Below are 25362 nucleotides of genomic sequence, written 5' to 3'. Positions count from 1 at the left end.
ATAAAAGCCAAACAGGTTTCGCTGAAACTTCTGTTCGGTCATCCTCGGGCTTGACCCGAGGACCCACCGCCACAAGAAACTGGATCCTCGGGTCGAGCCCGAGGATGACGTCGCGTTTGACGAGAGGCTGTCGTGTCCGGCATCAGACACGACGCTATCTTTTCTGATTTATCAGGTCCGCTCGATGCGGATGACCTGCGGCTCGCTGACGAGATATTTCTCGTTCTTGATCGCCTTCACGGCCTTGCGGATCGCATCTTCCATCGTTGCATGGGTAACGAGGATGATCGTCTGCGGCGCGCCTTCCACATGCACGCGCTGGCGCTGCACGATGGATTCCAGCGAGATGTTGTTGTCCGCCATGCGGCTGGCGATGGAGGCGAAGACGCCGGCCTGATCCTTCACCGTCAGGCGAATGAAATACCCGCCCTCATGGCTCTTCATCTTGGCGCGACGATATTCCGTCAACGACTTCGCTGGGCGGCCGAGCACCGGGACCTGCTGGGCACCGGGACGGCTCTTGGCGATATCGGCGATGTCGCCGAGCACGGCCGAGGCCGTGGCGTTGCCGCCCGCACCCGGACCGACCATCAGCAGCTCGCCGAGAATATCGGATTCGATTGCGACCGCATTGGTCACCCCATCAACCTGGGCAATGACGGAATCGAGGGGAACCATGGTCGGATGCACCCGTTGCTCGATGCCGGATTCGGTCACCTGCGCCACGCCGAGAAGCTTGATGCGATAGCCGAGGTCGGCTGCCGCCTGAATGTCCTCGCTGGAGATGTTGGTGATGCCTTCCAGATAGATGTCATCGGCCGAAATCTTGCTGCCGAAGGCAAGCGTGGTCAGAATGGCAAGCTTGTGGGCGGTGTCGTTGCCCTCGATATCGAAAGCCGGATCGGCTTCCGCATAACCCAGCCGCTGCGCTTCCTTCAGACAGGCCTCGAACGACAGCCCTTCCTTCTCCATCTTGGTCAGGATGTAGTTGCAGGTGCCGTTCATGATGCCGTAGATGCGCGACACATGGTTGCCGGTGAGAGACTCGCGCAGCGCCTTGATGACGGGAATACCGCCGGCCACAGCCGCTTCGAAATTGAGGAGCGCGCCCTTCTCTTCGGCAATCGTCGCCAGTTCCACGCCGTGCTTGGCAAGCAGAGCCTTGTTGGCAGTCACCACATGGAGACCGCGCGCAAGTGCGGAGCGGACGGCATTTTCCGCCTGCCCGGAAGCGCCACCGACGAGTTCGACGAATACGTCGATATCGGCTTCGCTCGCCATCTGCTCGGGCGTGTCGAACCAGGTAATACCCTTGAGATCGATGCCGCGGTCGCGCGAACGGTCACGCGCGCTGACGGCAATAATCTCAATCGCGCGTCCGCAGGTGTTTGCAAGTTCGTTGCTTCTCTGCTGGAGGATGCGCACGAGCGAAGCGCCGACAGTGCCGAGCCCCGCTATGCCGATTCTCAATGAATCTGCCATGGGTATGTTCCTGATTTGCTGATGATGGTGGCGGCCGGGACCCGGCCGCCTTCGGTTGCCCTTATCTGTGGGCGTTGAGCGAAACGACATTGTGCATCGTTTCGTCTGCGCTCGACAGGAAACGCTTCAGATTGCGCGCTGCCTGACGAATTCGATGTTCGTTCTCCACGAGCGCGAGGCGGACGTAATCATCGCCCATCTCGCCAAAGCCGATGCCGGGAGCAACGGCGATATCTGCCTTCTCGACGAGGATCTTGGAAAACTCAAGGCTGCCGAGATGACGGAACTTTTCCGGAATTTTCGCCCAGGCGAACATCGTCGCCGCCGGCGGCGGAACCTCGAAACCGGCCTTGCCGAAAGTATCGACCATGACGTCGCGGCGGCGGCGATAAACGCTGCGCACTTCCGCAATGTCGGAGCCGTCACCGTTCAGCGCATGCGTCGCCGCAACCTGGATCGGCGTGAAGGCGCCGTAGTCGAGATAGGACTTCACGCGGGTCAGCGCCGCGATCAGCCGCTCGTTGCCAACGGCAAAGCCCATGCGCCAGCCGGGCATGGAGAAGGTCTTCGACATCGAAGTGAATTCGACCGCAACGTCGATCGCGCCCGGGACCTGCAGCACGGAAGGCGGCGGGTTGTTGTCGTCGAAATAGATTTCCGAATAGGCAAGGTCGGACAGCACGATGATCTCGTGCTTCTTCGCAAACGCGATCACGTCCTTGTAGAAATCGAGCGAGGCAACATGCGCCGTCGGGTTAGATGGGTAATTGACGATCAGCGCAAGCGGCTTCGGAATGGAGTGGCGCACAGCCCGCTCCAGAGGCCCGAAGAAGCTTTCATCCGGCTCGACATTCATCGAACGGATAACGCCGCCCGCCATCAGGAAGCCGAAGGCGTGGATCGGATAGGTCGGGTTCGGACACAGGATCACGTCACCCGGCGCCGTGATGGCCTGCGCCATATTGGCGAAACCTTCCTTGGAACCGAGCGTGGCAACAACCTGCGTATCCGGGTTCAGCTTCACGCCGAAACGGCGGGCATAATAGGCTGCCTGCGCGCGGCGAAGACCGGGAATGCCCTTGGACGAGGAATAACGATGGGTGCGCGGATCCTGAACGACCTCGCAAAGCTTGTCGACGATCGCCTTGGGGGTCGGAAGGTCGGGATTGCCCATGCCGAGATCGATGATATCGGCCCCGGCCGCTCGCGCGCTCGCTTTCAAACGGTTGACCTGTTCGAAGACGTATTGCGGCAGACGCCGGACCTTATGAAACTCTTCCATCTCTTTCCTCATGGGAATGGACCGGTTCTTCCGGTCCATAACGAAGGTTCGTTTTTTGTTTTTAAACGCCGCCGACACGAACCGATCCGGCAGGCGTTATTCATTGTAGCGCAAAGCACGGGAAAACCTACAGGGCTTTTCTCGGTCTACGCGGCATCGCGATCATCCACCCGTGCCTTCGGCACGGCCTTTTCGGCCCTCCAGCAAGGCGGATCGCGCAACATGATCAGGAAACCTGCATAACGCCAGATTCTTGGAAAATGCAAGGCAAGCCATGCTCAAGAACGGCCATTCCTGGCGATCAGCCGCGCTCGCCCTTCACAATTGCTGCGCGGATGACCGAAAGCACCCGTTCAGGCTTGATATCCGTGCAGACCAGCTGGCTTGGATGCCCGTCCCAGTCGCCCGGCGGAAAGGCGCGGCCATCTGGTTTCTGAATGGTCTGTCCGTCGGCAAGCCCGCCGCAGACGACGCGGATAGGCCCGCTGCGGGTCTCGAACAAATCAGGCGCCACGAGATAGACGCAGGCGCAGCTGTCATGCACCACCATGCCATCGCCGGTCCGGGTCTTGTAGAAATCAATATAGAATTGCGACAGATCGGAAAGCAGCTGCACCGGCTTGCCGCCAGCCTCCGCCATTTCCGCCATGAAGGCGCTGGTCATCACCGTTTTCGTCGTCACGTCGAGGCCGACCACGACCACGCGCCAGGGTGCGGTGAAGACCAGATCGGCCGCTTCCGGATCACCGTGAATATTGGCCTCGGCCGCCGGCGAAACATTGCCGTTGATGTCGAAGGCGCCGCCCATGACGATCACCTGCTTCACCAAGGCCGCAAAATCCGGCTCCTCGCGCAGCGCCAGCGCCAGATTGGTCATGCGGCCGACTGCAATCAGGGTCACCTCGCCGGGATTGGCCTTGACCGTCTCGATGATGAAGCGGTGCGCCGGACGCAGATCGAGCGGCAGATCGACGGTCTCGGGGATGTCGATATCGCCAAGACCATTTTCGCCGTGGATGAATGTCGGCCAATGGCCTTCCTTGCGGGCAGGATCGAAGGTCACGCCCGCGCCCCTGGCGACCGGCGCCGTCATCTGCCATTCCCGTTTCAGGAAAAGCGCATTGCGGGTGGTGATATCGATGGGCGCATTGCCGAAGACCGTGGTGACGCCGATCAGATCGATATCGGGGTGGCGATGCAGGAACAGAAGCGCCATCGCGTCATCCACACCGGGGTCCGTATCGAATATCACTTTATGCATAATGCCCTCATCCGTATGTCCTGAGCCTCACCGCCGCTCCTGGCGATGCGCCACGGAAACATACCCATAAGCGGCAGCACCGCAATCCCCCCGACTGCAGCAGATCAGAGAGAAAAATATTGCGTGGCAGTCTTTTCGGTGAAAGAAGAGGTCCTCTCCCTTCCGCCTGCCCGGACATGCCAAGTGCAAGACATCGCCCTCAACGTTTTCCTCGTCCTTTTCTGCGTCGCCATCTTTGCCGGATTTATTGATTCCATCGCCGGCGGCGGCGGTCTCATCACCATTCCGGCCATGCTGATCATGGGAATTCCGCCGCTCGACACGCTCGGCACCAACAAGCTGCAATCGCAGTTCGGCTCGGCCTCCGCCACGCTTGCCTATGCAAGGCGCGGCCATGTCAATCTCAGGGAGCAATTGCCGATGGCCATCATGGCCATGGTCGGCGGAGGGCTCGGCGCTGTCACCGCCGCCTTCGTGCCGTCGGATCTCCTGCGCACCATCATGCCGTTTCTGCTGATCGCCATCGCCCTTTATTTCGCCTTCAAGCCGCAGCTCAGCGATATCGATAGCCACCGCCGTATCACGCCCTTCGTTTTCGGCCTGACGGTCGCACCGCTGGTGGGCTTTTATGACGGCGTTTTCGGCCCCGGCGCGGGTTCGTTCTACATGTTGGCCTTCGTGGCGCTTGCCGGGTTCGGCATGCTGAAGGCAACCGCCCATACCAAGCTTCTGAACCTCGGTTCGAACTTCGGCGGTTTCGTTGTTTTTGCAATTGGCGGCGCGGTTCTGTGGAAGCTCGGCCTTGCCATGGGTGTCGGCCAGTTCGTCGGCGCGCAGATCGGATCACGCTTTGCGATGAAGAACGGCGCAAAGATCATTCGCCCGCTGCTGGTTCTCTCCTGCCTGGCCATGGCGACGAAGCTTCTTGTGGATGCCTCATCTGCATGGTCGATCGCCACGATCTGGGATACGATTTTTTCGAAATGACAGGAAGCGGGAGCGTTTCCGTCCAAACCGGAAACGCATTCATTCTCAAGCGCTGGCTCAAGCGCTGGCGCGGCCACGTCTGCGGTCGGCGATTTCCCTGATCACCACCATCGCACCGACGAGCTTGTAGGTGGAGGAATAGCAGGGCGACATTTCCAGCGACTTCACGATCGTGTTGCCGTCGTGGTCTTCCGCATAGGTATATTTCGACGTGTCGCCCTTGAAGCAATTGTCGAGTTTCTCACGCAGGTCGTTCTGGAAACGGTGGACGCCGACAAGCTCGGCAATATGGCAGCCGACAATATCCTCCGGCGCGTTGCGCTGGAAGGCGTCGAGAGCGTTGGCGAAGGATACCCGGTAGCCGGGGGAAACGATGACAACGGGCTCGTCGAGATCGTTGAGCATGTCCTCATCGAGGACCAGATGCCTGTGGTGCCACTCCAGAGTGTCCTCGTCCTCGTCGCCGATGACCTTTGACTTGAGCGGCATGCCGACATATCGGTCAACCAGAGTTCTCAGAAGCTCGGAGTTGCGCTGCACGCAGCCGAGATCTTCCGCCTCATGGTTGAGGAGATCAATGGCGAATCGAAACTGCTCGCGAATGTCCTCGGAACTTCCAGTCTGACGCCCGACAACCCGCTCGAGAAGCTGCTCCAGTTCACGCTCCAGCACCGCGATCTTGTCGGCCTCGTTCTTACCAACGGCAGATTGCAGTTCCGTGTAACGCAGCCAGAACAGCTCAATCAAATCTTTCAACCCAACTCTCCCTGAACGGGCAAACACACACCGTTCCCGATCCGAACGGATGGACCCTTTATCCCCTTATTGTAGCGTCCGCGCCTTTAAAAATGAGGTAACGAAGCGCGCAAACGCCGCAGGGATTGTTGTCCAAAATATCACAGCCGCCTCTATTTTTTCAATTTCGATAATCCATGAGCGAAAAATGAGGTTCCACTAATATGGAAAAATATCGAAATATACAAATTCGCGGCCGAACTTTGTGAAAATCAAGCGCAAACAGGGATGCGGCAAACGCCTCAGATCTGGTGTTTGACGTCCCAGCGGTCGTGATACCAGAGCCATTGGCCGGGATATTCGCGGACCCAGCTTTCCACCTTGTCGTTCAGAAGCTGCGCCGTCGCCTGGATGTCGACATTGCCCTTTTCATCGCGCGGGATCTCGACCTTCGGCTCGATTTCCAGCCGGTACCGATTATCCGGCAGACGGATGCAGCGGGCGGGATAGACATCGCAGTTGAACTGCCGCACCAGCTTGGCAAGCAGCGGATTGGTGCGAACCTCAAGGCCGAAGAACTTCGTCGTCAGCCCCTTGCTGAACTTCTGGTCGACGAGCACGCCGACACCGCCGCCCCTTTCCAGCTGCCGCGCAAGCGCGAAGGACGAGCCGGCATGCGACGGCACGAGATTGCCCATGCGTTCCTTGCGGAACTTGAACACCTTGTCGGCCACAAAAGGATTGTTCGGCGGCCGGAACAGCACGGTCACATCGAGACCAAAGGCGGAACTGGCCACCGGCAACAGTTCGAAATTGCCGCTATGGGCGGTAAAGACGATGAAGGGCCGCGGATTGTCGCGCAGTTCGAGAAAAGTCGGAATGCCCTCGACCTGAATGCGACCGGGCTCGTTTTTCTCCGGATCGAAATCGAACAGCCGGTCGAGAAAGACATATTCCGCCGCAAGCCGACCCATATTGGCCCAGCTGTCCATGGCGATGGCGAGGCGCTCCTCCTCGGATTTTTCCGGAAAGGCGCGAGCGAGATTATACAGCATCAACCGGTGGCGGCCGGTTTTAGGCCCCACGAAGCGCGCCAGCCGGTCGGCAGCGCGAATGCCCGCATCCGCCGGAAAAAGCTTCAGCAGGTTGAGAAGGCCGAAGGCAAATGTCGCAATCAGCCATTGCCGGAAATGGTCCAGTTTCAGGACGATCCGCGTGAGGAATAATTTCACGATGGTCAATCCATCCGCAGAACGATCTTGCCGAACACCTGGCGCGTTTCCATGCGTTCCAGCGCCCGGTCGATATCATCGAAGGTGACTTCGGTGTCGATAACAGGATGAACGATGCCACGCGCCATCTTCTGCATGGCATTGGCCATGTTTTCCATGCGGCAGCCGAAGGAGCCGAGCAGCTTCAGCTGCTGCTGGAACAGCATCATCAGATTGATATCGGTGGAGACGCCGGAGGTGGAACCGCAGGTGACGAGGCGGCCGCCGCGTTTCAGCGAGAACATCGAGGCGACGAAAGTGTCCTTGCCGACATGTTCGAACACCACGTCGACACCCTTCTTTTTCGTCAGCTTGCGCACGACGCCTTCGAAACGGTCTGTCCGGTAGTTGATGACGTGATCGGCGCCAAGCGCCTTCGCCCGTTCGATCTTGTCGTCGGAACCGACCGTCGTGATCACGGTGCAGCCCATCTTCTTGGCAAGCTGGATCGCCGCCGTACCGATGCCCGAGCCGCCCGCATGCACGAGGATGGTTTCGCCGGGCTCAAGCTTGGCATTGTCGAACAGCATGTGCTCAACCGTGCCGAAGGTCACCGGGGCAAGCGCCGCGCCGATGGCATCCACGCCATGCGGAGCCGGAACGAGCTGGCGCGCGGGAATATTGATCTTTTCCTGCGCAAAACCGTCGAGATGGAAACCGTGCACGCCCTGAACATGTTCGCACAGATTGTCACGGCCTTCGCGACAGGGCTTGCAGAGCCCGCAGGTGCGCGCGCCGTAAACCGCGACGAGCTGGCCCGGCAGCACGTTCGACACGCCGGGACCGATGGCTTCCACCACGCCGGAGGCCTCGGCACCGATGGTGAGCGGCATCTTGCGCTTGGCGAAAGCCATGCCGCGCCAGCCCCACACGTCGATGTGGTTGAGCGCCACGGCCTTGACGCGCAGCGTCACCTCGCCCGGTCCCGGTGCGTCCGGTTCGGGCAGGTCCACTTTTTCGAGCTTCCGGTCGTCGACGAGTTGAAGAGCGCGCATGTTTCAGTCCTTCGCCCGAGGGCGTTTATCTCAAGAGTAATTCCAGCAAAACTCTGTAACGGTTTTGCGGTCGGAATGCGTAATCAAAGAAGCGAGAGCGTTTCCGGACGTCCGTTCGGGCCGGAAACGCTTCTGTCTGGCGGAACCGATTATGCCGGTTCCCGTGTCATGACAAGGCTTGCATTCTGCCCGCCAAAGCCGAAGGAGTTGGAAAGCACGGCATTCACCGTCGCGTCCCGCTTCACATTCGGCACCACGTCGAGCGAAATGGTGGGATCGGGATTGTTGTAGTTGATCGTCGGCGGCAGGGTGCCGGTCAGCATGGTCTGCAGCGAGAATACCGCCTCAACCGCGCCTGCAGCCGTCAATGTGTGCCCGATCATCGACTTGTTGGACGACAGCGGAATATTCTTCAGGCCCTCACCGAAGACGGCAAGCATCGAGCCATATTCCATCTTGTCGTTCTCCGGCGTCGAGGTGCCGTGGGCGTTGATGTAGCCAATATCGCTTTCAGCCACGCCTGCATCGGCCAGCGCCGCGCGGATCGTCGCAATCGCGGGTCCGCCATCGGGTGAGGAACGTGTGCGGTGGAAACTGTCGGCCTTTTCACCGGCACCCTTGATGATGCCGAGAACCTTGGCGCCGCGTGCGACGGCGGCTTCGAGCGATTCCAGCACCAGCGTGGCTGCACCTTCAGCGATGACGAAACCATCGCGATCCTTGCTGAACGGCTTGGAAGCCTTTTCCGGCGGGTCGTTCTGGGTCGACAGCGCCGACAGCAACGAAAAGCGGATCAGCGCCTCGGCGCTCACCGAACCGTCGGTCGCAACCGTCAGTGCCCGCTCGGTGCGGCCCTGCCGAATAGCCTCGACGCCGAGCTGGATCGCAGTCGCGCCGGATGCACAGGCGGTCGAGAGTGTTACCGGCAGGCCGCGGGTGCCGAAACGGTCGGAAAGACGTTCGGAAATCGCGCCGAAAAGTGCAGCTTCCTGGAACGCCGGATCGGGACGCTGACGGAAGGCCGTCAGGAAACGTTCATAGGCGTCACCCGGCTGGGCGGCCGGCGGAGACCGGTCTGCAAGCTCGAAACGTGCACTCCATTCCGGCTCGATCGGCGGCGCTGCCAGAAACAGCGGTCCGTCGAAATCGCCGGAGATACCGGCCTGCGCAAGCGCCTCGATGGTCGTCTCGCGCGCAAAGGCATAGGAGCGTTCGACGGAATTCGGTGCGGGAACGTCGATGAAATCGACCGTGCCGCTGATACGGGTGGAAAGCCCCTCCGTGGGGAAACGGGTGATCTTGTGGATACCCGATTTGCCTGATGTCAGCGCCGCCCAGTTATCGGCAAGCCCCTGCCCCAGCGAGGTGATGATGCCCATGCCGGTGACGGCGACGATCGGGCGACCGAGATGATCCTTGAAATTGGAAGTCATGGTCTTTTCTCCTCAAACGTCACGGGACAGAACGGCGACACCTTCGCCGCGCACATGGCCGACGGTGGTGACGACCGCTTCGCTAGCCGCCTCGCCCATCGGCTTTTCCGCGCCGGCATCGAAAGCCGGAACCTTCGCGCCGCTTTCAAGCGTCAGGGCAGCCAATGCGAGCCCAAGCGGAAACTGCGCCTCAAGCCCATGGCCGGTGACACCGCCAAAACCACGAATGACGGCCTGCGGCAGAGCCTTTTCGAGAATATCCTTCTCGCGCTGGGTAACCTCGTCATAACCGCTTGCGCCGGAAAACACGACGGTCGCCGCACTATCCTTTGCCGGAGCGAGGAGACGCTCCATACGCTTCTCCATCTTACCTTCGTCACGGCTGCCGCGATCGCCCTCGATGGCGTCGATGCGGGCATAGATCCGGGCGCCACGTTCCTGGGCGTGCTTGCGCGATTCCAGCACGAGGAAGGCGCCGAGCGAGCCGGAAATCATACCGCCACCGTCCTGGTCACCACGCGACCACAGCGGCTGCCAGCCCCCCTGCGCATGTGCGCCGATGGCTTCGAACAGCAGGATCATGTCGGGACGCTCGGCCGAGAAGGCGCCACCCACCAGCGCGTGGCTGGATTCGCCGGAGCGGATGCGGTGAAACGCGGTTTCAACGGCGGAAATGCCGGCCGCTTCCTCGCCCATGAAAGTGCGCGAAGAGCCGGTAACCTTGTGCACGATGGAAATATTGCCGGCCATCAGGTTGGAAAGCTGGGCGAGAAACAGCGTCGGACGCAGTTCGGTCGTCAGCTTCTCGTTCAGCAGCTTTTCGCGGTCATTGCGCTTCAGCGCCTCGTCGACGATCAGCGTATCGACATTGATGTCGCGCTCGCCGCCGCCGGCAGCAACGATCATGTCCATGGTGGCGCAGGCTTCGGCATTTTCCTTCAGCCCGGCATCGTCGAGCGCCAGACCAGCGGCGAACACGCCGAGACGCTGCCAGTTTTCCATCTGGCGCTGGTCGCCGCGCTTGGCGATCTGCGCGGACCAGTCGATTTCCGGCATGGGGTGAACCGGATAGGGTTTGAACTTTTCGGTCTCGACCACCGTCTCAGGCACCGCCGTTCCCGAAAGAAGCGCGACATGCGCCTGGCTTCCGACGCCGTGACAGGTCACGATGCCGACCCCTGTTATCACCACATCATTGTCAGATTTCATCGTCTGTCATCCTTTGCAGCCGGCCCCATCGAAACGGTCGCGGCTATCCAACAGCGGTTGCGAACAACCACTTCATGCGTTGCGGAATAAAGCGCGCGGTGCGGATTGGCAATGGTGAAGGCCCGATCCGCTGTCGCGAGCCCACGATTTTCATGCTTCGAAACCAGGCCGGTGGGAAAACGTCCTGCATCGAAGGGCCGGAAACGCTTATTTCTGCGCGTCCGCGGCGATTGCCGCCATCAGGCCGACTTCCTCAGCCCGCTTCTTCACGATGGGACCGAGCGGAATGTCGCTGAAGGGCATGGTCCTGAGTTTCAGCTGCGCATCGCAGACCTTCTTGCCGCCGGAAGTAATCTTCGCCTTGGTGACGGCGAAACCGGAACCGTCATGCTCAAGCACCGCCTCGATATCGAGAACGGCACCCGGCTCCACGAAGGTCCGCATCTTGGCGCCATCGACCGACATCAGGAACGGCATGGACGCAAAATCGCTGAATGCCAGAACCATCATGCCGGAGGCCTGCGCCATGGTCTCGATCAGAAGCACACCCGGAACCAGCGGCATGCCGGGGAAATGTCCCTCGAAAACCGGGCTCTTGTCGGGAACGACCGATTGCGCCTTCAACGTGCGCGTCGCCATGTCCACGGCCTCGACCTTGTCGATCATCTGAAAATATTCAAGCAGCATCCGTCCGGCCCGTTTCTGGTCGGTTGCGACCCGCCTCTAAAGGCAGGGTCCAGAAAGAGAAATGCCCGCGTGACGCGGGCATCGTCGCCTCAGCCCTTGGCTGCGCGCAATTCGTCGATCTTGGCGCAGAGGTTCTTCAGCACGAAATATTCTTCGGTGGAAACCTTGCCTTCGTTGACTTCCTGAGTCCACTGCTCGAGCGGAATCTTGATGCCGAATTCCTTGTCGATGGCGAAAACGATATCCAGAAAGTCGAGGCTGTCGATGCCCAGATCGTCGATCGTGTGGCTCTCCGGCGTAATGGTTTCGCGGTCGATTTCGCTGGTTTCGGCGATAATGTCGGCAACCTTGTCGAATGTAGCTGTCACGCCCATAATCCTTATTGTCGTTCGTATGAATTATCCTGTCTGACGCACCACATAGGCAAGTCGCACAAAAAAGCCAATGGTTTCGTGACGTAACTTTGAAATTTGCCTTGAAACTGTTGCCTAAACAGCAACCGAATGGCGGCCGCGTCCATTGCCGAGATAGGTGTCGAAGATTGCCGCGATATTACGGACGAAAGGCTTTCCCGCCTCCGTCACCGCAAAAATATCGGCGTCCAGCTGCACGACGCCATCCCTGTCGATTGCGGCAAAATGCTGCGCCTGCGTTCTCACCGACTGGCTGACCTTGCCGAAGCGATGCCGCAAATCCGCAAGATCAATCGAGAAATCGCACATCAGCCGTTCGATGACATGCGAACGCAGATGATCATCCTCTGAGAGCTCTATCCCTTTGACGACGGCAAGACCGCCCTCGCCCGCGAGACGCTGATATTCCCCGGTCGCCACCATGTTCTGCACATAGCCCTGCGGCAGCCGGCCGATCGAGGACGCGCCAAGCCCGATCAGCGCATCGGCCGTATCGGTGGTGTAGCCCTGAAAATTCCGCCGCAGCTCTCCCGCCTCCGCCGCCTGGCAGAGCGTATCGGCCTGCTTGGCGAAATGGTCGATCCCGATTGCCCTGTAACCCGCCTCGCCAAGCATCACCGCCACCATCGTCATCTGGCGGTAACGCTCGGCAATATCGGGAAGCGCCTGTTCGGGGATCAGCGACTGGTGCTTTTTCATCCAGGGAACATGGGCATAACCGAAAAGTGCGACCCGGTCCGGATCGAGCGAGACGATCTGCACCACCGTCTTTCGCAATGTCTCGCAGGTCTGGAATGGAAGCCCATAGAGAATGTCGCAATTGACGGAATGAACACCCCTCGCCCGCACGGCATCTACCACCGATTGCGTCTGCTCGAAGCTCTGTATCCGGTTGATGGTTTTTTGCACTTTGTCATCGAAGTCCTGAACGCCAAGGCTTGCACGCGTCATGCCGATGGCGGCAAGCGCATCGTATCGGCAGTCGTCCAGGTCGTTCGGGTCCATCTCCACGCTGATTTCCGGTGCCAGCCCAAAGGTGAAATGGCGTCTCAGACAATCCATCAGGCTCACCATGTCCTCAGGTCTCAACATGGTGGGCGAACCGCCGCCGAAATGCACCGCGCTTACCACCGCATCGGGGAAACCAGTGCTCCAACAGCTGCTATCTCCCGCTTAAGTGCCTCAAGATAAACGGCAATCGGTTCGTATTTCAGCGTGTGCCTGGTGTGACAGGCACAGAACCAGCACAGCCGGTCGCAATAGGGAATGTGGAGGTAAAGGGATATCCGATTCCTGTGGCCGAGCTCGCCCAACCATTGCCGGTAGGTGACGCTATTGACCGCTTCGTGAAAATGCGGCGCAGTCGGATAGCTCGTGTAACGCGGAACGGCACCTGAATATTTGCGAAGAAGTTCGGTATTCATCACCCGATTTGCCTTTTATCAAGAAAATGTCGATTTCCTCTCTTTCAGTAACGGCTGCGACAGTTTGCAACTTTGACTTCAATCAAATTGCGCCTTAAGTTCTTGCTAAAGTAGACGCTGGGGCGACGGCTACGCGGCGCAAGCCTTCGAAGAGACCGGATTTTAAACCCGCGGTCGCAATCGTTCCGAAAAAGCCAGCATTGGAAAAGGCTTATGGATACGCTGCAGAAGACCATCCACAATTCGGAAGATCCCGTCGTGTGCCGCTCCTGCGAGGCACGTCACGGCGGTCTTTGCAGCACGCTGACGCCACAGCAACTCTGCGACCTCAACCGCCACTCCAGCCGCAAAAAGCTGGAAGCGGGCAATGAGCTGCTGGGCCAGGGCGAACTCGTCACCTCCTACGGCAATATCCTTAATGGCGTGGTCAAGCTCTCGAAAATGATGTCGGATGGCCGCCAGCAGATCGTCGGCCTGCAATTCGCACCGGATTTTCTCGGCCGCCCGTTCATGGCGGAAAGCAAGATGACGGCGGAAGCCGCAACCGATGTGGAAATCTGTCTCTTCCCGCGCCGCATCGTCGATCGGATGATTTCAGAAGTTCCGGACATGGAGCGCAAGCTTCACAGCCAGTCTCTGAAGGAACTGGATGAAGCGCGTGACTGGATGCTGACGCTTGGGCGTAAATCCGCGCAGGAAAAGGTTGCCAGCTTCCTTTATATGATCGCCACCCATATCGACCCGGAAAACGACGATAAATCGTCCTTCGACCTGCCGCTTTCCCGCGCCGATATCGCCGATTTCCTTGGCCTCACCATCGAAACGGTGAGCCGGCAAATGACCAAGCTGCGCAAGGAAGACATCATCCGCATCGAGAACAACCGCCATATAACGGTGCCCGATCTCGATGTACTAAGCGACGCCGCCGGCAACGACTGACCGGCATCCCGCAAAGTTTTCATCGGCCCTGAAGGGCTGGTGTTCCGATGTTGATGTAAGGCGCCCGCGCCTGAGCGGGTGCGAGCGCAAAACCGGCAAGAACCAGCAAAGCAGCGATGCATCTCATGATATTTCACCCTGTATGCCGCCTTTTCAGCGGCCTGTTTGTTATGTCTGCATAATAGTCGGCAAACTTCATCCATCCGCTTAACAACTTGGGTAAGCGGATGGTTCAAATGCAGGGTAAAGAAGGGGTTATGATCGCCGCGCCGAGATGGCCCGTCAGCCGTAAATATCGCTGTAGAAACATCGGCATCGCGGCTTGTTTCTTCTCCCCACCGGGGAGAAGGTGGCCCGAAGGGTCGGATGAGGGGGCAACGTTGCCGTATCTCACGACCCTTGCCCCCCTCATCCCGCTGCCGCGACCTTCTCCCCGGCGGGGAGAAGAGGCACGACGCACGCGCTCGCTCCATATGCAGCCTCCTGGCTCATATGAGGCCGCCGTTTATGAGGCAGGTCTCGTCAGTTAAATGATTGTAGATGCTCGGGATAATCCCCGTGTCCGCACATCAGGCGCGGAGGAACCTCACTGCGAAGCAACAGGCGTCGCAACCGGCTTCTGATTTTCGCCAAGCGCCCGCAGTTCCGCGACCCGGCGCTTGTATTCGGCTTCCGAAATCTGGCCGTTGCGGCGTGCAGCACCGAGGCGCGACAGGTTTGATTCCATGGTGGAGGCCTCGTCGTCGCCCATCTGGGTGCCGGCGGCCGTCATCGGCGCTGAGAAGGTCGGATAGGTACCGGTGTCGCGCTTCTGGCTCACCGCATTGTCGCTGACGGGGCGCGGACCGACGATTTCGGCGGTCGGGCGGCGCATATGCGCGGGGGCGACGATCGGCTCCGGCGCCTTGCAGGCGGCAAGCGTTGTGACGAACATTGCGCCGGACAGCGAAAGAACGGCGATTCTTGCGGCGTTTTCCGCATATGTTCCCCATGTGCCCATCTGCTTGCCCATCGTCATGTTCCGCCTGTAAGGATATCTGCCGATATCGAATTCGACTGCGGTTCGGCCCTTTGCGGCCTCCCCTTGCTGGTGGAACTTGTATTCGTTTTCATGCAGAATGTGCAAACACAAATTTGGTGGAGGATGACGCATGGCAGGTGTTGACGGCGGGCCTAAGAAAAAGGGCGGCAAAACGCCCGGTTTCGATGCCAGGGCCGCCGAAGCCTACCTGATCCGCGATCCCGAAGCCTTCGCGGTCAACATCGCCCGCGCGCTGGAGAATCTCGGCAAGGCCGCGTCCGAATGGCTTGCTCCCCGAGAGCGTGGCGAAATTCCCCAGACGAGCGCCGATCCGGTGACCGATCTCGTCAAGACGCTGTCCGATGTCGCCGAATACTGGATGGCGGAGCCCAAGCGCTCCCTTGAAGCGCAAACCCATCTTCTGTCGAGCTACTACGATCTCTGGGCGAAGTCGGTGGCGCAATTTTCCGAGGATACCGATTCTGCCTCGGCAAAAAGTGCTGAAACCGGCTCTGCGGAGCGCAGGAACAGACGCTTTGCCGATGCGGACTGGCAGGCCAATCCGTTTTTCGATTTTCTCCTGAAAGCTTATCAGACCACCGCCGGTTTCGCCGACCGGATGGTGACGGAAGCCGAGGGGCTGGACGAACACACCCGCACCAAGGCGCTGTTTTACATGCGCCAGGTGACGGAGGCGCTCTCGCCGGCCAATTTCGTCTTCACCAATCCGCAGGTCTTCCGCGAGACGGTCGCCTCCAGCGGCGCCAACCTCGTCAAGGGCATGGCGCAGCTGGCAGAAGATGTCGCGGCCGGCCATGGTCACCTGAAACTGCGCCAGACGGATTACAGCAAATTTGTCATCGGCCAGAATATCGCCGTTACCCCCGGCAAGGTTGTTGCCAGAAGCCCGCTCTGCGAAATCATCCATTACGCGCCGACGACGAAAAAGGCCTTCAAACGGCCGCTGCTCATCGTGCCGCCATGGATCAACAAATTCTACATCCTCGATCTCAACCCGCAGAAATCCTTCGTCGGCTGGTGCCTGGACCAAGGCCACAGCGTCTTCATGGTCTCGTGGATCAACCCCGATGCGCAACTGGCCGAAAAAGGCTGGGACGACTATATCCACGAAGGCATCGATTTCGCCCTCGACACCATCGAGGAAAGAACCGGCGAAAAGGAAATCAACGCCATCGGCTATTGCGTGGGCGGCACGCTTTTGTCCTCGGCACTGGCGCTGCATGCGCAGGAAGGCAATGAGCGTATTCGGAGTGCGACGCTTCTCGCCGCCCAGACGGATTTCGTGCATGCGGGCGACCTCAAGGTTTTCATCGACGAAGGCCAGCTTGCGGCGCTCGACAGGCACATGCAGGCAGTCGGCTATCTCGACGGATCGGTCATGGCGACCGTGTTCAACATGCTGCGTGCGTCTGATCTCATCTGGCCCTATGTGGTCGATAATTACCTGCGCGGCACGGAACCCCTGCCCTTCGATCTCCTCTACTGGAATTCCGATTCGACGCGCGTGACCGCCGCCTGCCATTCCTTCTATCTGCGCAATTGTTATCTCGACAACAATCTCGCCCGCGGGCTGATGCGCGTGGCGGACAAGCGGATCAATCTCGGCGACATCACAATCCCGGTCTATGATCTTGCCACCCGCGACGATCATATCGCGCCGGCAAAATCGGTCTTCACGGGTGCAGCCCTGTTCGGTGGTCCGGTGGAATTCGTGCTCGGCGCTTCCGGCCATATAGCGGGCGTCGTCAATCCGCCGCAGCTTGAAAAATATCAATATTGGACAGGCTCATCACCGGCCGGAGACTTCGATGCCTGGCAGTCCGCCGCCACCGCCCATAAGGGCTCCTGGTGGATGCACTGGCAGAACTGGATCGAAAGCCAGAATGGTGAAAAAGTGAAGGCGCGGAAGCCGGAAGACGGCAAGCAGCCGGTGATCGGCGATGCGCCGGGAACCTATGTCCTTTCTTAGAATATCGGCGCAAAAGTGACCCATACGCGACAGCCCCCTCCCTCATTCCTGTGCTTGTCACAGGAATCCAGTCGACGCGCGTCGGCGCGGAGGAGAGGAGTTCTTTCAGCCCAAGGACTTGGGCTGGCTGGATCCCTATGACAAGCACAGGGATGAGAAACGGAACCGAATCGCGAAAAAGAAGAATTCTTTACCGACGCACCCGAGCACGAACCTCTGTATTATACCAATGAAATCAAAAGTATTTTTGTAAAAATCCTGTGCTCCAAAACGCGCAAGCCCACCCACCTCTCACCTTTCTGGCCCCATGCTCTTCACGCCCCCGCTCATTCCCGCCACGCTGATCGCCCGCTATAAACGTTTCCTCTTCGATGCCGTTCTGGAAGACGGTACGGAGATTACCGGTTCGTGCCCCAATACCGGCTCGATGCGCGGGCTCACCGCACCGGGTTCACGCATCTGGCTGTCCGAACATGACAGTCCCACCCGCAAGTACCGGCACATGCTGGAAATGGTCGAGGCCGACGACACCGTGGTCGGCATCAATACCGGCATGCCGAACCGGCTGGCGGAAGAAGCCATCATCAACGGACGCATCCCGCAGCTGATGGGATATTCGACGATCCGGCGCGAACAGAAATACGGTCGCAACTCCCGTATCGATTTCCTGCTTTCGCAAATCGGCCGGCCGGACGCCTATGTGGAAGTCAAGAACGTGCATTTCATGAGGGAAAAAGGTCTGGCCGAATTCCCTGATACCGCCACCAAACGCGGGGCCAAGCACCTTGAGGAACTGGGAGATGCTGCGGAAGCCGGTTACCGCGCGGTGATGCTCTACCTCATCCAGCGAAATGATTGCGACCGCATGCGCATCTGCGACGATCTGGACCCGGTCTATGCCATGGCATTCAACCGGGCCATGGCGCGTGGTGTCGAGGCCTATGCGGTGAAATGCGAGGTCTCTCCGGCACAAATTTCGGTCAGCGGAACGGTTGCGATGGACGAATGGCGTCCCGCTGCTTTATGAACGAAGATGTAAAAAGACAGAAAGCACGATCATGGTCACCTATATCGACGCGGCATCCGCTCCCTTGAAGAATACCGGCGTCATCCGCCTCTACACGGCGGAGGATTTCACGGGAATGCGCAAGGCGTGCCAGTTGACGGCGCGTTGCCTCGACGAGCTGGCCGCAATCGTCAAGCCGGGTGTTACGACGGATGCTATCGACCGTTTCGTGTTCGAATTCGGTGCCGACCATGGCGCGTTGCCGGCAACACTGAACTATCGCGGTTATACGAAGTCCGTCTGCACCTCGATCAACCACGTGGTCTGCCATGGCATTCCGGACGAGAAGCCACTGCGCGAAGGCGACATCGTCAATATCGACGTGACCTATGTACTGGATGGCTGGCACGGCGATTCGAGCCGCATGTATCCGGTCGGCCAGATCAAGCGCGCCGCCGAGCGCCTCATGGAAGTGACCTACGAGTGCCTGATGCGCGGCATCGCAGCGGTAAAGCCCGGTGCGCGCACCGGTGCGATCGGCGCGGCCATACAGGCCTATGCCGAGGCCGAGCGATGCTCGGTGGTGCGTGACTTCTGCGGCCACGGTGTCGGACGCCTCTTCCATGACACGCCCAATATCCTGCATTACGGCCGCCCGGACGAAGGCCCGGAAATCCGCGAGGGCATGATCTTCACCATCGAGCCGATGATCAATCTCGGCAAGCCGCATGTGAAGGTGCTCTCCGACGGCTGGACGGCGGTGACACGCGACCGCTCGCTCTCCGCACAATACGAACATGCCGTCGGCGTCACGGCCACCGGCTGCGAAATCTTCACGCTCTCGCCCGGCGGCTTCGACCGGCCGGGCCTGCCGCCGCTTCCCCCCGCATAAGGCCAGACCCGCCTATGGCAAAACGCCCCGCCCCGCCTTCCGCCGATCCTTCCCAAACGTCCGGCTTTCAGGCAGGCGAAGGCGATCTTTTCGACGGAGCGGATGAGCGCGGCTTTTTCGCCGAACCAAGAAGCGCCCCGAAAAAACCGGCCGCGGCCGTTGGGGAACAGGAAGCGGATGCCGCCCATTTTCACGGCCACCGGGACCGGTTGCGGGCGCGCTATCGCGATGGCGGCGACACGGCGCTTGCCGACTATGAATTGCTGGAACTTTTGCTGTTCCGGCTCATCCCCAGACGCGATACCAAACCCATCGCCAAGGCGCTGATAGCCCGCTTTGGAACCCTGGGCGGCGTGCTCGGCGCGTCGCTGCCGCTGTTGCAGGAGGTGAAGGGCGTGGGCGAGGCCGTGGCACTCGATCTGAAGCTCGTCGCCTCGGTTTCGCAGCGCATGCTGAAAGGTGAGATCCGCAACAAGCAGGTTCTCGGCTCCTGGTCTTCTGTCATCGATTATTGCCACGCGGCCATGGCCCATGAGACACGCGAACAGTTCCGCATCCTGTTCCTCGACAAGCGCAATGTGCTGATCGCCGATGAGGTACAGGGCCTGGGAACCGTCGACCACACCCCGGTCTACCCCCGGGAAGTCGTTCGCCGCGCGCTTGAACTTTCATCTACCGCCTTGATTTTAATCCACAATCACCCAAGTGGAGACCCCACCCCCTCGCGTGCGGATATCGAGATGACCAAAACCATTATCGATACGGCAAAGCCGCTCGGCATCGCCGTGCACGACCACATCATCATCGGCAAGGACGGCCATGCAAGCTTCAAAGGGCTTCGGCTGATCTGACATTGACTGACGCTGACGCGAAGATTCTTTCTCGCCTGCAACCCATAAGAGCGACATCAATACAAAATTAATACCTATAAATTAGCATTTCCGAAAATAATAAATCAAGGCATCGAACCTTGGTGCCTGAAGAAACGGGGGTGCTTTATGCGTAATGCAATGCGTTTCCTTCGCGATCGGTCCGGCTCGAACGCTGTCGAGTTCGCCATCGTCGCGCCGATCTTCTTTCTCGTCCTGCTGACCATGATCGCCTACGGCATCTACCTGATGGCGGCCTATTCGGTGCAGCAGATCGCCGCTGATGCGGCACGAACGGCCGTTGCCGGGCTGAATACGACCGAACGTCAGCAGCTTGCCCGGGATTTCATCACCAAGAGCAGCCTCAACTACGCTTTCATGGACAAGAAGCGTTTCACGGTGAATGTCTCCACCGATCCCGCCAATGCCAACCAGTTCACGGTCAAAGTCGAGTATGACGCCCGCGATCTGCCGATCTGGAGCCTCTACAGCTACACCCTGCCCGAGCCGGTCATCCGGCGTTTTTCCACCATCCGGATCGGAGGAGCATGACATGCTGACCATCTCTTCTTTGCTCTCCCGTTTCGCCAAGGACCGCAGGGGCAACATCGCCATTTCGGCCGGGCTCACCGCGCCGCTTTTCATCGGTATATTGGCGCTCGGTGTCGATTATGGCTACCTGACCCTGCAGAAACGGCAATTGCAACAGACCGCCGATCTTGCAGCCATTTCGGCGGCGGCCAATGCGGCCGATCCCGAAAAGGCGGTCCAGCAATATTTCGCCCTCAACGGCATGGACCTCGGGGTCAAAACGCCAAACGGCCTGTTGACCGCGACCGGTCTTGAACCTTTCGACCCCTTGAACGAATTTGCCAAAAGCAACGGTTATGCCGAGATCGTAAAAGGTCACTACGAACCCGACGCTACTCTTCCAGTCGACCAGCGGTTCGTTGACAATGCCCTGCCCACCAACGCGGTAAAAGTGAACATCGTCGAAAAAGGCCAGATATTCTTCGCCTCCGCCTTCACAACCCCTCCCAAGGTCTCAGCGGTCGGAACCGCCTCATCCCAAAAGATCGCTGCATTTTCGGTTGGGTCGCGGCTGGCAAGCCTCGATGAGGGAATCCTGAACAGTCTGCTTGGTGGTCTGCTCGGCACCACGGTTTCGCTCAAGGTTATGGATTACCAGGCGCTGCTTGCTGCCGATGTCAACGCATTGCATGTCGTCGAGGCGCTAGCCGTCGATCTCAAGCTCACTGCCGGCACCTACAAGGATGTTCTGAAAACGGAAATCACCTATGGCCAGTTCCTGAATGCACTGACGAAGACCACCGGCCTGCAGCCGGCTGTCGCCACCATTCTGACTGCGCTGCAAAAAACCGCCAACAAGAGCAATATCAAGCTCAAGCTCGAGGAAATCCTCAATCTCGGGCCGTTCTCCGACAAGCTGATCGGTAGCGGCGAAAACCTCAAGGTCACCGCCGGTGTCTTCGATCTCATCAATGCCGCCGCCGTGGCCGGCAATGGCGGCAACCAGCTCGCGCTCAATCTCAACGCCAACCTGCTGGGTCTCGCCTCGGTCAAGGCGACACTTGCCATCGGTGAACCGCCCGTCGAAACGCCGTCTCTCGCGGTCGGCGGTCCGGGCACCGTGGTCCGTACCGCGCAGACCCGGCTGGCGGTCAATGTCGTGGTCGATGGGCTTCAGGCGATTGCCGGCCTGAAGGTCAATGTTCCGCTCTATGTGGAAGTCGCCCATGCCGAAGCAAGGCTTGCCGATATTCGCTGCACGGGCGGCGGACAGGGAACCGTCGATGTCGAGGTCGTACCCGGCGTCGCGGAAGTCGCGCTCGGTAATGTCGATACCTCGGCCTTCGCCAATTTCGGCAAGGACCCGCGCGTTACCAAAACCGCGATCGTGGATTCCGCACTGCTCGCCATCAATGGCAGCGCCCTCATCAACGCCACCAACATGAAGAAAACCAAGCTGACTTTCACGCAGTCGGATATCACCCAGGCAAAGATCAAGAGCGTCTCCACCAAGGACACCGTTACCACTCTTGTCAGTTCCCTGTTAAAGAACCTCGATCTCGATATCAGGCTCCTCTTCCTCAACCTCGATCTGGGAGGGCTGGCGGGAATTCAGGCCGCGCTTGCCAATACGCTTTCGGTGGTCACGGCTCCGGTCGATCAGCTGCTCTACAACGTGCTTCTGGTTCTCGGCGTCAAGATCGGCGAGGCCGATGTACGGGTCACGGATGTTCGGTGCCAGCAGCCGGCGCTGGTGCAATAGTCAGCACCGCGCATGAAAAAGCCGCCGGATGGTCTCCCGGCGGCTTTTTTGTTTATGGCTTTACATCACGCAGTGGCAATCGCCAGGCGCTTCTCGTCCCGGCCGCTCTTCATGCGCTCCGACAGAAGGAAGGCCAGTTCCAGCGCCTGATCGGCGTTGAGACGCGGATCGCAATGGGTGTGGTAACGGTCGGACAGCGAATCCGCCGTCACGGCGCGCGCGCCGCCCGTGCATTCCGTCACGTCCTTGCCAGTCATCTCGATATGGATGCCACCCGGATGCGTGCCTTCGGCGCGGTGGATCTGGAAGAAGCTTTCGACTTCCGACAGAATGCGCTCGAACGGACGCGTCTTGTAGTGGTTGAGCGTGATCGTGTTGCCATGCATCGGATCGCAGGACCAGACGACCTTGCGGCCTTCCTTCTCCACCGCACGGATGAGCTTCGGCAGGCTGTCCGCCACCTTGTCATGACCGAAACGGCAAATCAGCGTCAGACGACCCGCCTCGTTCGCCGGGTTCAGAGCGTCGATCAGTTCGATCAGATTGTCCGGCGTCAGCGACGGACCGCACTTCAGGCCGATCGGGTTCTTGATGCCGCGGAAATATTCCACATGCGCATGGTCGAGCTGACGCGTACGGTCACCGATCCAGATCATGTGGCCGGAGGTGGCATACCAGTCGCCCGAGGTGGAATCGACGCGGGTAAGCGCCTCTTCGTAACCCAGCAGCAGGGCCTCATGGCTGGTGAAGAAATCGGTCTCGCGCAGGCTCGGATTGTTTTCCGCGCTGATGCCGATCGCCTTCATGAAATCCATGGTTTCGGAAATGCGGTCGGCCAGCTTGCGGTAACGGTCCGCCTGCGGGCTGTCCTTGATGAAGCCGAGCATCCACTGGTGAACGTTTTCAAGGTTGGCATAACCGCCCATCGCGAAAGCGCGCAGCAGGTTCAGCGTCGCCGCCGACTGGCGGTACGCGTCGAGCTGGCGCTCCGGGTTCGGAATGCGCGAAGCCTCGTTGAATTCGATACCGTTGATGATGTCGCCGCGGTAAGACGGCAGCGTCACGCCATCCTGCACTTCCACGTTGGAAGAGCGCGGCTTGGCGAACTGACCGGCAATGCGGCCAACCTTTACGACAGGCAGCTGCGCGCCATAGGTCAGAACAACGGCCATCTGCAGGAAAGCGCGGAAGAAGTCGCGGATATTGTCCGCGCCATGCTCGAGGAAGCTTTCAGCGCAATCGCCACCCTGCAGCAGGAAGGCGTTGCCTTCGGCCACATTGGCAAGCTGCTTTTTCAGGCGACGGGCTTCACCGGCAAAAACCAGCGGCGGATAGGTCGCAAGTGTGGCTTCCGTCGCCGCAAGCGCCGCCGCGTCAGGATATTCGGGAACCTGCTGGATTGGCTTCTGCCGCCAGCTGCCGGGGGTCCAATTCTGTGCCATGTTCTTACCCTTTTCTCGCCCGCGCGATTTTCGCGCGGCCGCCTCGAAAAATTGAGCGGCTTATAGCTCCAAGCATCTGCTTTGCATAGCCGATCCCCAGGCTAACGGGCTCATTCTGCCCGTTTTGGGCGCTCCAGATGCACAAAAGTCAATTCAAACGATTTAGTAAACCCGCCGCCACCTGAAAATCATCCGTTTTCAACGGGCGGCGGGCAATTTGGAAGAGCGAATATATCACGCTTGCAACGGCGTTACACACGCCCGCCATTCACCACGCGGTAGCTCGGCGAATACATCGTCACCAATTCCTCGGCCGCCGTCGGGTGAACGGCCATGGTGCGGTCGAAGTCGTCCTTGGTGCAGCCGGCTTTCAGCGTGATGCCGAGAAGCTGCGCCATCTCGCCCGCCTCGTGGCCGAGAATATGCACGCCGACGACCTTGCGGTCGCTGGCATTGACAATCAGTTTCATGATCATCTTTTCCTGGCGGCCGGAAAGCGTCGCCTTCATCGGGCGGAACTGGGCGCGATAGACTTCCAGCTCCGGGTATTTCTTGCCCGCTTCCTCTTCGGAAAGTCCGACCGTGCCGATTTCCGGCTGCGAGAACACCGCCGTCGCAATCAGCTCGTGATCCGGCTTGGTCGGGTTGTTCTTGTATTCGGTTTCGATGAAGCACATGGCCTCGTGGATCGCCACCGGCGTCAGCTGTACCCGGTCGGTGACGTCACCGAGAGCGAAGATATTCGGAACGTTGGTCCGCGAATAGTCGTCGACGATGATCGCGCCGCGCGCATCCACCTTTACCCCGGCATTTTCAAGGCCAAGACCATGGGTATTGGGATCGCGGCCGAGCGCCAGCATCACCAGGCCGACATGCAGCGAGTTGCCCTGCTTCGTGCGCGCCACAAAGCCGCCCGTACCATCCTTGCTGACTTCCTGAATGACGTCTTCAAGAATGATGCGAATACCCTTTGCTTCCATCGCTTCATGGAGGCCATTGCGCATGTCCTGATCGAAGCGCGAAAGGATTTCCCTGCCGCGATAGATCAGCGTCGTTTCAACACCAAGCCCGTGGAAGATATTGGCGAATTCCACGGCGATATAACCGCCACCGGCGATCAGGATCGACTTCGGCAATTCTTCCAGATCGAAAGCCTCGTTGGATGAAATCGTCAGCTCATGGCCGGGCAGCGCCTTGTGCTCATTCGGCGTGCCGCCGACAGCGATCACGATGCGCTCGGCCGTGAACGTCTCACCGGTTTTTGTGAGCTTCACGGTATGGGCATCGACCAGTTCCGCCCGGCTGTCGAAAATATCGGCCTTGGCGTTTTCCAGACCCTTGCGGTACAGCCCCTCGAGACGGGTGATTTCCTTGTCCTTCGCCGCGATCAGCTTCTTCCAGTCAAAGCGGCGCTCACCCACGCTCCAGCCGAAACCTTCGGCATCTTCGAAATGCTCGGGGAATTGCGAGGCATACACGAACAGCTTCTTCGGCACACAGCCGCGAATGACGCAGGTCCCGCCGTAACGATATTCCTCGGCAATCCCCACGCGCTTGCCAAGCGAAGCCGCCACACGGCCGCTGCGAACGCCGCCAGAGCCGCCACCGATGACGAAAAGATCGTAGTCATAAGCTGTCATAGTCAAAACCCCTGATCAAAACCACGCCATCAGCCTTGAGGCGGACAGTGGCATCTTCACGGCACATATAGGTGCTGCGACGCACAAATGA

At 59.4% G+C, this 25362-nt stretch carries 21 protein-coding genes and 1 pseudogene; 8 read left to right on the top strand and 14 right to left on the bottom strand.

All coding sequences use genetic code 11. From position 1 onward, the window contains the following. Positions 1-171: 171 nt before the first annotated feature. The 3 genes from G3A56_RS03180 to G3A56_RS03170 form a co-directional block, all read right to left on the bottom strand. Positions 172-1482: a homoserine dehydrogenase gene (locus tag G3A56_RS03180; protein WP_003495869.1), complete on the bottom strand. Its 1311-nt coding sequence runs from the start codon at positions 1480-1482 to the stop codon at positions 172-174. A 61-nt stretch (positions 1483-1543) separates the two neighbouring features. After that, positions 1544-2764 (bottom strand): LL-diaminopimelate aminotransferase, encoded by a 1221-nt coding sequence (locus tag G3A56_RS03175; protein WP_003495867.1) that lies wholly within the window; start codon positions 2762-2764, stop codon positions 1544-1546. A 301-nt stretch (positions 2765-3065) separates the two neighbouring features. Further along, positions 3066-4025: a nucleoside hydrolase gene (locus tag G3A56_RS03170; RefSeq protein ID WP_003495865.1), complete on the bottom strand. Its 960-nt coding sequence runs from the start codon at positions 4023-4025 to the stop codon at positions 3066-3068. 183 nt (positions 4026-4208) lie between these two features. Between G3A56_RS03170 and G3A56_RS03165 the strand changes: the two genes are divergently transcribed. Further along, positions 4209-5012 (top strand): TSUP family transporter, encoded by an 804-nt coding sequence (locus G3A56_RS03165; protein ID WP_082184689.1) that lies wholly within the window; start codon positions 4209-4211, stop codon positions 5010-5012. A 57-nt stretch (positions 5013-5069) separates the two neighbouring features. Here the strand turns inward: G3A56_RS03165 and G3A56_RS03160 are convergent, their stop codons facing one another. From G3A56_RS03160 to hemN, 8 genes and pseudogenes are all read right to left on the bottom strand, one after another. Further along, a complete protein-coding gene (locus G3A56_RS03160; RefSeq protein ID WP_082184293.1) occupies positions 5070-5768 on the bottom strand; it encodes a nitrogen regulation protein NR(II) in 699 nt (232 codons plus the stop codon). A gap of 281 nt (positions 5769-6049) precedes the next feature. After that, positions 6050-6979: a lipid A biosynthesis lauroyl acyltransferase gene (locus G3A56_RS03155; protein WP_035242794.1), complete on the bottom strand. Its 930-nt coding sequence runs from the start codon at positions 6977-6979 to the stop codon at positions 6050-6052. A gap of 5 nt (positions 6980-6984) precedes the next feature. Next, positions 6985-8013 (bottom strand): zinc-binding dehydrogenase, encoded by a 1029-nt coding sequence (locus G3A56_RS03150; RefSeq protein WP_082184294.1) that lies wholly within the window; start codon positions 8011-8013, stop codon positions 6985-6987. Positions 8014-8162: 149 nt separating this feature from the next. Continuing rightward, entirely contained in the window at positions 8163-9446 is a 1284-nt protein-coding gene (locus G3A56_RS03145) for a beta-ketoacyl-ACP synthase (protein ID WP_082184295.1), read from the bottom strand. A gap of 12 nt (positions 9447-9458) precedes the next feature. After that, positions 9459-10655: a beta-ketoacyl-ACP synthase gene (locus tag G3A56_RS03140; RefSeq protein WP_082184296.1), complete on the bottom strand. Its 1197-nt coding sequence runs from the start codon at positions 10653-10655 to the stop codon at positions 9459-9461. A 207-nt stretch (positions 10656-10862) separates the two neighbouring features. Beyond that, positions 10863-11342: a 3-hydroxyacyl-ACP dehydratase FabZ family protein gene (locus G3A56_RS03135; RefSeq protein WP_082184297.1), complete on the bottom strand. Its 480-nt coding sequence runs from the start codon at positions 11340-11342 to the stop codon at positions 10863-10865. Between the two features lie 89 nt (positions 11343-11431). Continuing rightward, positions 11432-11716 carry an acyl carrier protein gene (locus G3A56_RS03130; protein WP_003495848.1) on the bottom strand — a complete coding sequence of 95 codons (285 nt, stop codon included), beginning with the start codon at positions 11714-11716 and terminating at the stop codon, positions 11432-11434. Between the two features lie 114 nt (positions 11717-11830). Next, positions 11831-13179, bottom strand: a pseudogene (gene hemN / locus G3A56_RS03125) (oxygen-independent coproporphyrinogen III oxidase). A 213-nt stretch (positions 13180-13392) separates the two neighbouring features. Between hemN and fnrN the strand changes: the two are divergent. Continuing rightward, the gene (gene fnrN, locus G3A56_RS03120) at positions 13393-14118 is read left to right on the top strand and encodes a transcriptional regulator FnrN (RefSeq protein WP_082184299.1); all 726 of its coding nucleotides are present in this window, start codon (positions 13393-13395) and stop codon (positions 14116-14118) included. Between the two features lie 586 nt (positions 14119-14704). Here the strand turns inward: fnrN and G3A56_RS03115 are convergent. Then, entirely contained in the window at positions 14705-15130 is a 426-nt protein-coding gene (locus G3A56_RS03115; protein WP_246231129.1) for a hypothetical protein, read from the bottom strand. A gap of 139 nt (positions 15131-15269) precedes the next feature. Here G3A56_RS03115 and G3A56_RS03110 point away from each other — a divergent pair, with 139 nt between their 5' ends. The 6 genes from G3A56_RS03110 (at position 15270) to G3A56_RS03085 (ending at position 22189) form a co-directional block, all read left to right on the top strand. Next, positions 15270-17129: a PHA/PHB synthase family protein gene (locus G3A56_RS03110; protein ID WP_082184300.1), complete on the top strand. Its 1860-nt coding sequence runs from the start codon at positions 15270-15272 to the stop codon at positions 17127-17129. 307 nt (positions 17130-17436) lie between these two features. Continuing rightward, a complete protein-coding gene (gene sfsA, locus G3A56_RS03105) occupies positions 17437-18156 on the top strand; it encodes a DNA/RNA nuclease SfsA (protein WP_003495842.1) in 720 nt (239 codons plus the stop codon). 31 nt (positions 18157-18187) lie between these two features. Then, positions 18188-19027 carry a type I methionyl aminopeptidase gene (gene map, locus G3A56_RS03100; protein ID WP_164056166.1) on the top strand — a complete coding sequence of 280 codons (840 nt, stop codon included), beginning with the start codon at positions 18188-18190 and terminating at the stop codon, positions 19025-19027. A gap of 14 nt (positions 19028-19041) precedes the next feature. Continuing rightward, positions 19042-19878 carry a RadC family protein gene (radC, locus tag G3A56_RS03095; protein WP_082184301.1) on the top strand — a complete coding sequence of 279 codons (837 nt, stop codon included), beginning with the start codon at positions 19042-19044 and terminating at the stop codon, positions 19876-19878. A 147-nt stretch (positions 19879-20025) separates the two neighbouring features. Continuing rightward, complete coding sequence (locus tag G3A56_RS03090; RefSeq protein WP_035242473.1) at positions 20026-20448, top strand: TadE/TadG family type IV pilus assembly protein; 423 nt, start codon at positions 20026-20028, stop codon at positions 20446-20448. Position 20449: 1 nt separating this feature from the next. Continuing rightward, entirely contained in the window at positions 20450-22189 is a 1740-nt protein-coding gene (locus G3A56_RS03085; protein WP_082184302.1) for a TadG family pilus assembly protein, read from the top strand. 65 nt (positions 22190-22254) lie between these two features. On the opposite strand, the gene G3A56_RS03080 is transcribed toward G3A56_RS03085, so the two are convergent. Both G3A56_RS03080 and gor read right to left on the bottom strand, forming a co-directional pair. Continuing rightward, positions 22255-23631, bottom strand: a complete 1377-nt coding sequence (locus tag G3A56_RS03080) for a class II 3-deoxy-7-phosphoheptulonate synthase (protein WP_082184303.1) — start codon at positions 23629-23631, stop codon at positions 22255-22257. 251 nt (positions 23632-23882) lie between these two features. Continuing rightward, on the bottom strand, positions 23883-25271 hold the full coding sequence (gor, locus tag G3A56_RS03075) for a glutathione-disulfide reductase (protein ID WP_082184304.1): 1389 nt from the start codon (positions 25269-25271) through the stop codon (positions 23883-23885). Positions 25272-25362: the final 91 nt, after the last annotated feature.

Source organism: Rhizobium oryzihabitans (assembly GCF_010669145.1).
Classification (GTDB): Bacteria; Pseudomonadota; Alphaproteobacteria; order Rhizobiales; family Rhizobiaceae; genus Agrobacterium; species Agrobacterium oryzihabitans.
Note: the sequence above shows the minus strand (reverse complement) of the source record. Positions and strands in the feature narration are given on the sequence as shown.

What these genes read in the sequence shown, in the direction of transcription:
- gor (WP_082184304.1), bottom strand. Translation starts at nt 25,271, where the DNA reads ATGACAGCTTATGACTACGATCTTTTCGTCATCGGTGGCGGCTCTGGC.
- G3A56_RS03115 (WP_246231129.1), bottom strand. Translation starts at nt 15,130, where the DNA reads ATGGGCAAGCAGATGGGCACATGGGGAACATATGCGGAAAACGCCGCA.
- fnrN (WP_082184299.1), top strand. Translation starts at nt 13,393, where the DNA reads ATGGATACGCTGCAGAAGACCATCCACAATTCGGAAGATCCCGTCGTG.
- G3A56_RS03175 (WP_003495867.1), bottom strand. Translation starts at nt 2,764, where the DNA reads ATGGAAGAGTTTCATAAGGTCCGGCGTCTGCCGCAATACGTCTTCGAA.
- G3A56_RS03110 (WP_082184300.1), top strand. Translation starts at nt 15,270, where the DNA reads ATGGCAGGTGTTGACGGCGGGCCTAAGAAAAAGGGCGGCAAAACGCCC.
- G3A56_RS03140 (WP_082184296.1), bottom strand. Translation starts at nt 10,655, where the DNA reads ATGAAATCTGACAATGATGTGGTGATAACAGGGGTCGGCATCGTGACC.
- G3A56_RS03085 (WP_082184302.1), top strand. Translation starts at nt 20,450, where the DNA reads ATGCTGACCATCTCTTCTTTGCTCTCCCGTTTCGCCAAGGACCGCAGG.
- G3A56_RS03080 (WP_082184303.1), bottom strand. Translation starts at nt 23,631, where the DNA reads ATGGCACAGAATTGGACCCCCGGCAGCTGGCGGCAGAAGCCAATCCAG.
- G3A56_RS03150 (WP_082184294.1), bottom strand. Translation starts at nt 8,013, where the DNA reads ATGCGCGCTCTTCAACTCGTCGACGACCGGAAGCTCGAAAAAGTGGAC.
- G3A56_RS03090 (WP_035242473.1), top strand. Translation starts at nt 20,026, where the DNA reads ATGCGTAATGCAATGCGTTTCCTTCGCGATCGGTCCGGCTCGAACGCT.
- G3A56_RS03170 (WP_003495865.1), bottom strand. Translation starts at nt 4,025, where the DNA reads ATGCATAAAGTGATATTCGATACGGACCCCGGTGTGGATGACGCGATG.
- G3A56_RS03130 (WP_003495848.1), bottom strand. Translation starts at nt 11,716, where the DNA reads ATGGGCGTGACAGCTACATTCGACAAGGTTGCCGACATTATCGCCGAA.
- G3A56_RS03180 (WP_003495869.1), bottom strand. Translation starts at nt 1,482, where the DNA reads ATGGCAGATTCATTGAGAATCGGCATAGCGGGGCTCGGCACTGTCGGC.
- map (WP_164056166.1), top strand. Translation starts at nt 18,188, where the DNA reads ATGGTCACCTATATCGACGCGGCATCCGCTCCCTTGAAGAATACCGGC.
- G3A56_RS03135 (WP_082184297.1), bottom strand. Translation starts at nt 11,342, where the DNA reads ATGCTGCTTGAATATTTTCAGATGATCGACAAGGTCGAGGCCGTGGAC.
- G3A56_RS03145 (WP_082184295.1), bottom strand. Translation starts at nt 9,446, where the DNA reads ATGACTTCCAATTTCAAGGATCATCTCGGTCGCCCGATCGTCGCCGTC.
- sfsA (WP_003495842.1), top strand. Translation starts at nt 17,437, where the DNA reads ATGCTCTTCACGCCCCCGCTCATTCCCGCCACGCTGATCGCCCGCTAT.
- radC (WP_082184301.1), top strand. Translation starts at nt 19,042, where the DNA reads ATGGCAAAACGCCCCGCCCCGCCTTCCGCCGATCCTTCCCAAACGTCC.